This is a genomic window from Pedobacter sp. 01T416_2 (assembly GCF_056398925.1).
Map to the genome: position 1 here is coordinate 1 of NZ_JBFTQI010000166.1, position 9033 is coordinate 9033.

A 9033-nucleotide genomic window follows, 5' to 3' on the forward strand; every position below is an offset into this window, starting at 1 on the left:
ATTTTGAATTTCACGATTTCAAGAAAAAAGGCATTACAACTGAAAAATTAAATGAATGGTGTAATACCTTTGGTTGGGAAACGGTATTAAACCGCAAAGGTTTAACCTGGAAAAAACTCACTAAAGAAGAGCAGGCTAAAATTGATAACCAAGATTTGGCAATAGCTTATTTAAAAGAAAATACCAGCGCAATAAAACGTCCGATTATTGAGCAAAACAACAAAKCCATATTAATTGGATTTGATGATGACAATTATTTAAAAACACTAGCCTGATTCAATTGTTCTAATGTTAAAGTTTGTTAAATGCAGCTTTTAAATGTCGAACTAAGTTACTTTTGAGTATGTACAAACTGATCATTTTTCTATTGCTTGCCTTGCCAATTGGCGTTTTTGCACAAACGGTAACTACAGGTACGGTTTTCGATTACTCGAAAAAAACGCTCTCTCTTCCTGGTGTTAGTATCAGAAACCTGAACAGTAAAAAATCAACGAGTACAAATAAAGAAGGTAAGTATGCCATTGGTGCCAATATTGGCGATCTTTTAGAGTTTTCTGCCGTTGGCTATCATACCGATACGCTGTACTTAACCAACCTCTTAAATAGAACGATATATCTTCCGGTTAAATCGAACAGTTTAAAAGATGTAAATATTACAGCAGTGCGGATGAATAGTCAGGTTACAGATGCGAAAGATCCATTAGCGGAAAAATATACGCTATTGAGTACGGGTGGAAACCTAAACCGTAAGCGTATAACCGACAAGGTTGGGGGCTTAAACCTAAACCTTGGCTATGGTAAATATAGAAGACAACAACGAAAAGAGGCCGATTTGGAGGAAAAGGAAATGTATCTCCAGGAAATTGATGAGAACTTTACCGCAAAGGCCATTACGGATATGACCAAGCTAGAGGGTGAGGAACTTAAAAACTTCATGATTATTTATCGCCCCTCAGTAGAGACAGTAAAGGCAGAAAGGCCATACCGCTATGCTTATTATATTTCCCGCGCCTTTGTAGCGTGGAAAAAATTAACCCCGCAAGAAAGAAAACTACAGGATTTGCCGAAGTTAAAAGCAAATTAATATACTTAATTACTATCGGTAGCATTGTAGCGATTATTGGTAACATTATAACCACATATAAATCTATATGTGGTTATTTTTTATATTTACCGCCTGATTACAACCTTATTATTATCATGAAATTGACTAAACTAATAACTTTATGTTTGATTTGTTGCGTTTTTGCCTTTTCTGCATCGGCCCAACAAGCTACAACACCGGCACCAGCTACCAATTATAACCCTGCTGAAGCCTTTGGACCATTATTTTATACACAAAACGGGAATGAATTCCGCTCTGCAATTGGCGCACCCGGACCAAAATATTGGCAGAATCGCGTTGATTACAACATTACAGCTAATCTCGATGAAACTAAAAATACGGTTACGGGTACCGTTACCATTACTTACAAAAATAATAGTCCCGATAAATTACCCTATTTATGGCTGCAATTAGACCAGAATACTTTTAAAGAAACTTCACGTGGTTATGCCATTACACCAACGCGTAGCCGTTATGGTGCACAAGGTGAAAAATTTGATGGTGGTTATAAAATCCAGAACATCAGTGTATCGCAAAAAGCTGCTGCTGTAAAATTTACTTCTTTGGTAGAAGATACGCGCATGCAGATCCGTTTAGATCAACCAATGGCAGCTAATGGTGATATTGTAACTGTTAAAATGGACTATTCTTTCGTTATCCCAAAAGAGGGCTCGGACAGGACAGGACATTTAACTACAAAAAATGGTGAAATTTTTGCTATTGCACAGTGGTTTCCACGGATGTGTGTGTATGATGATGTGCTAGGATGGAATACTTTGCCTTATTGGGGCGGCGGTGAATTTTATTGCGAATATGGCGATATTAATTTTGCCATTACCGCACCGGCAAGCCATATCGTAATGGGCTCGGGCGAATTGTTAAATCCTGCCGAAGTTTTTACACCAGAACAATTAAAAAGATGGAATGCCGCTAAACTTAGCGATGCTACCATTCATATCCGTACAGAAGAAGAGGTAACAGATCCAAAATCCCGTCCGGCGAAAGATAAATTAACCTGGAGATTTAAAATCTTAAATGCACGCGATGCGGCCTGGGCTTCATCTAAATCTTTTGTGTTAGATGCAGCAAGGATCAATTTGCCAAGCGGTAAAAAATCCCTAGCCGTTTCTGCACAACCAGTAGAAAGCAACGGTGTTGATGCATATGGCCGTGGTGTAGAATATGTAAAATCTACCATTGAGCACTACTCAGCCAAATGGTTCGAATATCCATATCCAATGGCAGTTAATGTGGCTACCAATGTAGGTGGCATGGAATATCCTGGTATTGTTTTTTGTGGTTGGAAAGCTAAAAAAGCAGGTGCATGGGGCGTAATCGATCACGAATTCGGCCATACCTGGTTCCCTATGATTGTGGGTTCCAACGAACGTAAATATGGTTGGATGGATGAAGGCTTCAATACTTTTATCAACGGTATTTCTAAAAGTAGTTTTAATAAAGGTGAGTATGCCGCTCAGCCAACCGATATGAATAAAGTTGGTAAAAGCACCATCGGAAATCCGGTTTATGAAAACATGATGTTAATGCCTGATGGTATGGCAGAGCGTAATATAGGTGTTAATTTATATTATAAACCAGGATGGGGCTTAGATATCTTGAGAAATCAGATTTTAGGTGAAGATCGTTTTGATTATGCTTTCCGTCAATACATTAAAAACTGGGCATTTAAACATCCAACCCCATTTGATTTCTTTCGTTCGATGGAAAATGGTGCTGGCGAAGATTTAGCCTGGTTCTGGAGAAGCTGGTGGTTAAACAACTGGAAAATGGATCAGGGTATTGCTGGTGTTGAGGCCGTTAAGAAAGACGATAAATTGGTGGGCTACGCGATTAAAGTTGTAAACCTGGAGAAAATGCCAATGCCAATTATCCTGCAGGTTAAAACCAAAAGTGGTAAAACGGATATCGTAAAAGTTCCGGTTGATGTTTGGATGAAAAATGCGACTTGGTTGGTACGTTATCCAACAACTGAAGAGATCGAATCCGTTACCTTAGATCCTAATAAAGTATTGCCAGATTCGAACACAGATAATAATACCTGGACAGCTACGGGTAACTAATTAAGCCTGATAATTATTATAGCCTCCTGATTTATAAAGATCAGGAGGTTTTTTATTGCAAACAACCGACGGTTTACTATTTCTTATCGAATAATTTAGCACCTGTTAATTTATAGCTAATGGAAAAACCTACTTTAGAAATCACCAACCCCGCAGGGATATACGATCCCCGTCCGCATGGATATTCTCACGTTGCTTTAGTTTCAGCCAATTCCTCACTTGTATTTGTTGCAGGCCAGGGTGGTAGCAGAATGGATGGCATACTGAGTGATGATTTTAGGACTCAGGTAAGTATTGTATTCGAAAATATAGCTTTGGCTTTAAAAAGCAAAGGCTTAACCATGGCCAATATTGCAAAGCTCACAACATTGGTGGTGGATTATGATGAGGCGAAACACGAAATCCTGATCAAAGAATCGAACAAAATATGGCCTGATCAGAAATTTCCGGTAAACACTCTTATTCCGGTACAAAGATTGGCCCTAACTGGCATGCTGATCGAAATTGATGCTACGGCTATTGGCTAATTTACAAACTGATGTTGTGTGTTTTTGGAAATGAAGGGTTCCGTTCTCTTGGAGGTTTTCAGTCCCGCTTTCCGTTCAAAGTCCTCGCTGCGCTGCGGGCTTCCGCTTCAATCGGGTTTAGAAACATCGCTTCGATGCCTTGGCACCATGCTAGGAGCAGACCTTTCATCCTAAACCTGATAGTAGCGGGCATCCCGATTCTTCATCGGGATAAAGCGGATGGCAGGGCTGCATTTGCCAAGAACCATTGCACGTTTGTTTCCAAAAAAATATAGCTATAATTAATTTGATGTTGCTAAAGCATTAATAATAAATTGAAAAAATTATACAGATGGAAAAAGGAGAACGCAAAAATGTTTATAAGGCTTACAATAAGATGGGTAAATGGTTTGCCGAAAACCGCTATGCTGGTTTAGAAGAGAAAACCTATTTGGACGATTTACTTAAGCGAGTGCCTCTAAATGCAAGTATTTTAGATTTGGGCTGCGGCAGCGGAAAACCTATATTGGAATATCTGATCAGCCAAAATGTAAACGTTCTCGGAATCGATGCCAGTACACAGATGCTAGAATTGGCCAGACTAAATTTTCCAGACACAAAGTTTATGCTGAAAGATATGCGTAAACTTGATTTAGATGAAAGATTCGATGCAATAATTGCCTGGCACAGTTTTTTTCATCTCCCGGCAGCCGATCAGCCTGGTATGTTCAGTATTTTTAGACGTCACCTTAAACCAAATGGCATTTTGTTGTTTACCTCGGGAACGGATAGAGGAGAGGTTTGGGGGTTGAACGGTGGTGAAAACTTATTCCATGATTCTTTAGACACAGATGAATATCGATCATTGCTTGAATCCAATCACTTTGAAGTGCTTAGCCATATCATAAACGACCCTGATTGTGGCGGTGCAAATGTTTGGATGACACAATATAAACCCCGATAATTTTGCCTTAACTTTGCAGCATGGCCGAACAGCAAAAAAACAATCCCTTACACGGTATCACCTTAGAAAAAATTGTAACCGATCTTCAGCTACACTACGGCTGGGAAAAACTGGGATCACTGATCAGGATCGATTGTTTTAACAACAACCAAACGATAAAATCGAGCTTAAAATTTTTAAGAAGAATGCCCTGGGCGCGTAAAAAGGTAGAAGAATTATATCTTGATACGTTTCATAAATAAGATCTAATGTGCTAGTGATCAAACTCAACATTTGTTCAGTTCATTCTAACATTCAACCATTCTGTCATTCAATAATTATCTCACCTTGCAGCCTTTCCTTTAAAACGCTCAATAATCAAAGCCCTCAGACTTCAGAAGTTTCAAAGGTCGGTGTAGGAGCGAACTTCGGAAGGCGGCCTGCCTAAGGGTTATTTAGAAAAAAAATATTTTTTCTGTCACACTTTTCAGTTTTTGGTGTCTTATAGTTGAAACCTTAAAAAGGGCTAATCAAACAAACCAACAAAAAAGACAATCTTAACTATGAAAACCTATTTATGGATATTGCTGTGCGTATTATCTACGAAAGTATTCGCACAACAGACGGGTAATATAAATGGAAAAATCATTGATGCGAAAACCGATCAACCTATTGAATATGTGGGCATTATTTTGTCCGGTAAAACTGATTCGACCAAAAAAGTAGGTGTAATAACCAACAAAGCCGGAGAATTTTCTTTTAATGCGGTTGCCAATGGCGACTATAAAATCAGGATTTCGGCCTTAGGATATAATTCCATCACCAAAAACATTAATTTGAACGGAAAGGCTGTTAACATTGGCACTTTAAAATTAGTAGAAGATGCCATTACCTTAAAAGATGTAGCTGTAAGTGGCCGTTATGCTACAGCCACTGTAAAAAAAGATACCATAGAATTTAATGCCGATGCTTATAAAACCAGGCCAAATGCAGCGGTAGAAGATTTATTGAAGAAGCTTCCAGGTGTAACCGTTGATAAAGATGGAAGTATTTTGGTGCAGGGACAAAAAGTTACCCGCTTAACTGTCGATGGTAAGGATTTCTTTGGCACTGACCCTAAAACGGCAACAAAAAACCTCCCTGCAGATGCGATTGCCAAAGTACAGTTGATTGACAGCAAAACGCTGGAAGCGAAAGCCACTGGCATTGACGACGGTCAGCGCGAAAAAGTATTGAACCTCACCATTAAAGAAGATAAGAAAAAGGGCTGGTTCGGTAACGCCAATCTTGCAGGAGGAACAACCGATAAATATGGAAGTTACTTAAGTGCCAACCACTTTAACAAAAACCTGCAGTTTGCTGTTCTGGGCATGAGCAACAATACCAATGATGCGAGTTTCGGTTACGATGACCTGAGTAGTTTCAGCGGTGGAAATATCGGAAATATTTTTGCCCCACCTGCGGGGGGAAGTTTCTCCATCAATAACAATAACGGCAAAACAACCATTGGCGGCAGTGGGGTTTTTGATAACAATGCCATTGGACTCTACACCACACATAGTGGAGGCGTAAACTACAGTAATTCCTGGGGCAAAAACAATAAACTGTCCATCAGTGGAAGTTATTTTACCTATTTTTCTTCGGGTTTAGGTAATAAATTATCCAATATCCAGGACTTAAGCGCTGGCGATATTTTACGCACCCTGGATAATACCGACCGCAATAGCAATAATCAAGCACACCGCTTTAATTTTAAGGCAGAATACCACCCTGATTCGTTAACCGATATGGTATTCCGGCCAAATGTGATCCTCAACAGTAACACCAACATCAACAACCGTACATTCAAGGCTAATTTTGATGCTACAGGAAAAGCAAATGATGGAAGCCAGTATTACAATCAGCATAATTTCACCCCATCCTTATTTGGCGAGTTTACCGTGCTGAGGAGATTGGCCAATAAAAAAGGCTCGGTTTCGCTCCGGTTAAATGGTACACAGAATACCTTTAATTCTGACTGGTTAAATCAATCGCTGCTTCATCAATATGTAAATGGTGATACTGCCGTTACCAATATCAATCAGCTAGCGAATCAGGAAAATGCCTCAAAAACCTATACCATCAACGGAAATTATGCCCGGCCATTAAATCAAAAATGGAGTGCCAATCTTGCTTACGGTTATACAAGAAGCATTGTTGATGCGCAGCAGATTACCTTTGATTATAATCCGACTACCGATCGCTACGAAAGCATTGTGCCATCCTTAACCAATATTTTCGATAACCATAACAGCCAACAAGTTGCAGGTTTAGGGTTTATCTACACCGGAAAGGATTGGACCTATAATTTCGGTTTCAATGCACAGGAAAGTTTGTTAAATGCCAATGTATTTAATAATGTAGGTGCCAATATTGGCAATATTGAAAAATCGTATTACAACTTATTGCCGCGTTTAACGGTCAATTTTAAAAATAAAGCGAATCAAACCATTGCTATCAATTACCGGGCAAGCGTTAATCTGCCTTCAGTTACCGATCTGCAGCCTGTACAGAACAATACCAATCCATTATATCAAAGAATCGGAAACCCTGATCTCGAAGGCCGGAAAAACCATCGCCTATCGGTAAACTTTAATACCTTTAGTCCAGATAATAACCGCTATTGGAATGGATATTTCCTCTACAACTTATCTTTTGATGATACCGGAAATGATATTACCTATAACAATGGTATCCAAACGGTGAAGCCGATTAACGTAAATGGTAATTATTACCTGCGAGCCGGAACATTTTTTGGGATGCCATCAAAACTTAAAGGTTTAAGGACTAATTATGGTGCAAATTTCTTCACTGAACATAGAACAAACTTTATCAGCGGCGCTAAAAACATTACCAACAGGTTCGAAATTGGACCAAATATTAACTGGAGCTACGATATTGATGATAAATTTAATGCTGGTATTTTTGCTTATGTTGCCTATACCAAAATAAATAATTCGGCCGAATTGGCGATCGACAATAAATATTTTACGCTAAATAACACCTTAAATCTAAGTTACGAGTTCATTAAAGATTTACGGATAGAAGCTGATTTGAATCATATCGGTTCAGCTGGCCGCGCTGATGGGTTTAATAACAATTACTTTTTACTTAACGCGGGCATAAACAAATATTTAATGAAACGAAGGGTAACACTGAGTTTAAAAGGTTTTGATATCCTGAACCAGAATACCAGCATAGATAGAGTTGTAAATAGCAGCCGGATTGAAGATGTAAGGTACAACAACATCACCCGGTATTTTTATTTATCGCTAAATTACAAGTTAACCAAAGTGGGCGCAAACAACCAAAGGAGCAACCCACGTAATACGGTAAATTAGCAAAATCTTTTAGGTTTAATAAGGCCRCTGACAATTACTTCTGATAAGTAAATGTTAGGGGCTTTGTGTTAGGTAATTATTAAAGAATCTCCACAAACTTTTGTCGATATTTTCTTTGTGTTAAATTAAGGCATTTTAAGGCGCAAATTTCTTAACGCCCATAGGAAAACATAAGGTAAGGATTAACTCACATCATCCGCAGAGTTTGTTTTTTAACATTTCATGTTGTTCTGATATGAAAATGATAAATTTCATGGTTTAATCAAACGTTTGCGTTGTGTTTAAGTGGTTTATGCATTCAAAATCGCATAAATTAGGTTCTTAAACAAAAAAGCAATAGCCAGGCAGGCCTTTTTTGAAATCTGACTCACGCTTATTGCGCAAAAATTAATGGTATATTGTTTAAGCATTCTAGTTAATCTTAAAAAGAAGATGGAGTTATCAGTAGCAGGCGATATAACCAAAGAAAAAACAACACTTAAATATCTTTTCTTCACCTTTCTTAAAATTGGCTGTGTAAGCTTTGGCGGACATATGGCTTTGGTCTCGCTGATTCAGCGCATTATGGTTGAGCAGGATAAAACCATTAATAATGAAGATGTACTAAACAGCGTAACAGTAGCTTCTTTTATGCCTGGTCCTATGGCCGTAAATGTTGTGGCCAATATTGGTTATTCTTTAAAAGGTAAACTAGGTGCTGCGGTGAGTATGTTCGCTGTTTTGCTACCGGCAAGTATTTTAATGCTTTGTTTGGCTTATGTTTATTACTCAAATGGGCTCAATATATCCTGGAGCTTGATGATGCAATATGTAGGGGCAATTGTAAGTATGATCATTTTGTCGACAGGATTACAGTTGTTTAAAAAAGAAATTTCCCTTAATTACGGTAAAATCTTTCTTTTTTTGATAGCTATAACGCTCGATCTGATTAAAGGGAATTACCTCGTAACAATTGTTCTTATAATCATTGGAGCCGTTGCTGGGCTGGTTTTTGATCAGAAAGAAAACAACTATACTG

The 9033-nt window shown here is 38.4% G+C and carries 8 protein-coding genes; all 8 read left to right on the top strand.

The annotated features are described in order from the left end of the window. On the top strand, positions 1–275 hold a 275-nt coding region (locus AC1DPQ_RS09340), incomplete at its 5' end, for an ArsC/Spx/MgsR family protein (RefSeq protein ID WP_477608954.1). 68 nt (positions 276–343) lie between these two features. Next, on the top strand, positions 344–1084 hold the full coding sequence (locus tag AC1DPQ_RS09345) for a carboxypeptidase-like regulatory domain-containing protein (RefSeq protein WP_477581522.1): 741 nt from the start codon (positions 344–346) through the stop codon (positions 1082–1084). A 146-nt stretch (positions 1085–1230) separates the two neighbouring features. Further along, positions 1231–3186 carry a M1 family metallopeptidase gene (locus AC1DPQ_RS09350; RefSeq protein WP_477608956.1) on the top strand — a complete coding sequence of 652 codons (1956 nt, stop codon included), beginning with the start codon at positions 1231–1233 and terminating at the stop codon, positions 3184–3186. Positions 3187–3305: 119 nt separating this feature from the next. Further along, positions 3306–3713, top strand: a complete 408-nt coding sequence (locus tag AC1DPQ_RS09355; RefSeq protein WP_477581527.1) for a RidA family protein — start codon at positions 3306–3308, stop codon at positions 3711–3713. A gap of 331 nt (positions 3714–4044) precedes the next feature. Next, a complete protein-coding gene (locus AC1DPQ_RS09360) occupies positions 4045–4656 on the top strand; it encodes a class I SAM-dependent methyltransferase (RefSeq protein ID WP_477581529.1) in 612 nt (203 codons plus the stop codon). Positions 4657–4676: 20 nt separating this feature from the next. Beyond that, positions 4677–4898 carry a VF530 family protein gene (locus AC1DPQ_RS09365; RefSeq protein ID WP_230144600.1) on the top strand — a complete coding sequence of 74 codons (222 nt, stop codon included), beginning with the start codon at positions 4677–4679 and terminating at the stop codon, positions 4896–4898. A 300-nt stretch (positions 4899–5198) separates the two neighbouring features. Beyond that, positions 5199–8015, top strand: a complete 2817-nt coding sequence (locus AC1DPQ_RS09370; RefSeq protein ID WP_477608958.1) for a TonB-dependent receptor — start codon at positions 5199–5201, stop codon at positions 8013–8015. Between the two features lie 432 nt (positions 8016–8447). Beyond that, positions 8448–9033, top strand: a 586-nt coding sequence (locus AC1DPQ_RS09375) for a chromate transporter (protein ID WP_477608960.1), incomplete at its 3' end; no start/stop codon positions are given.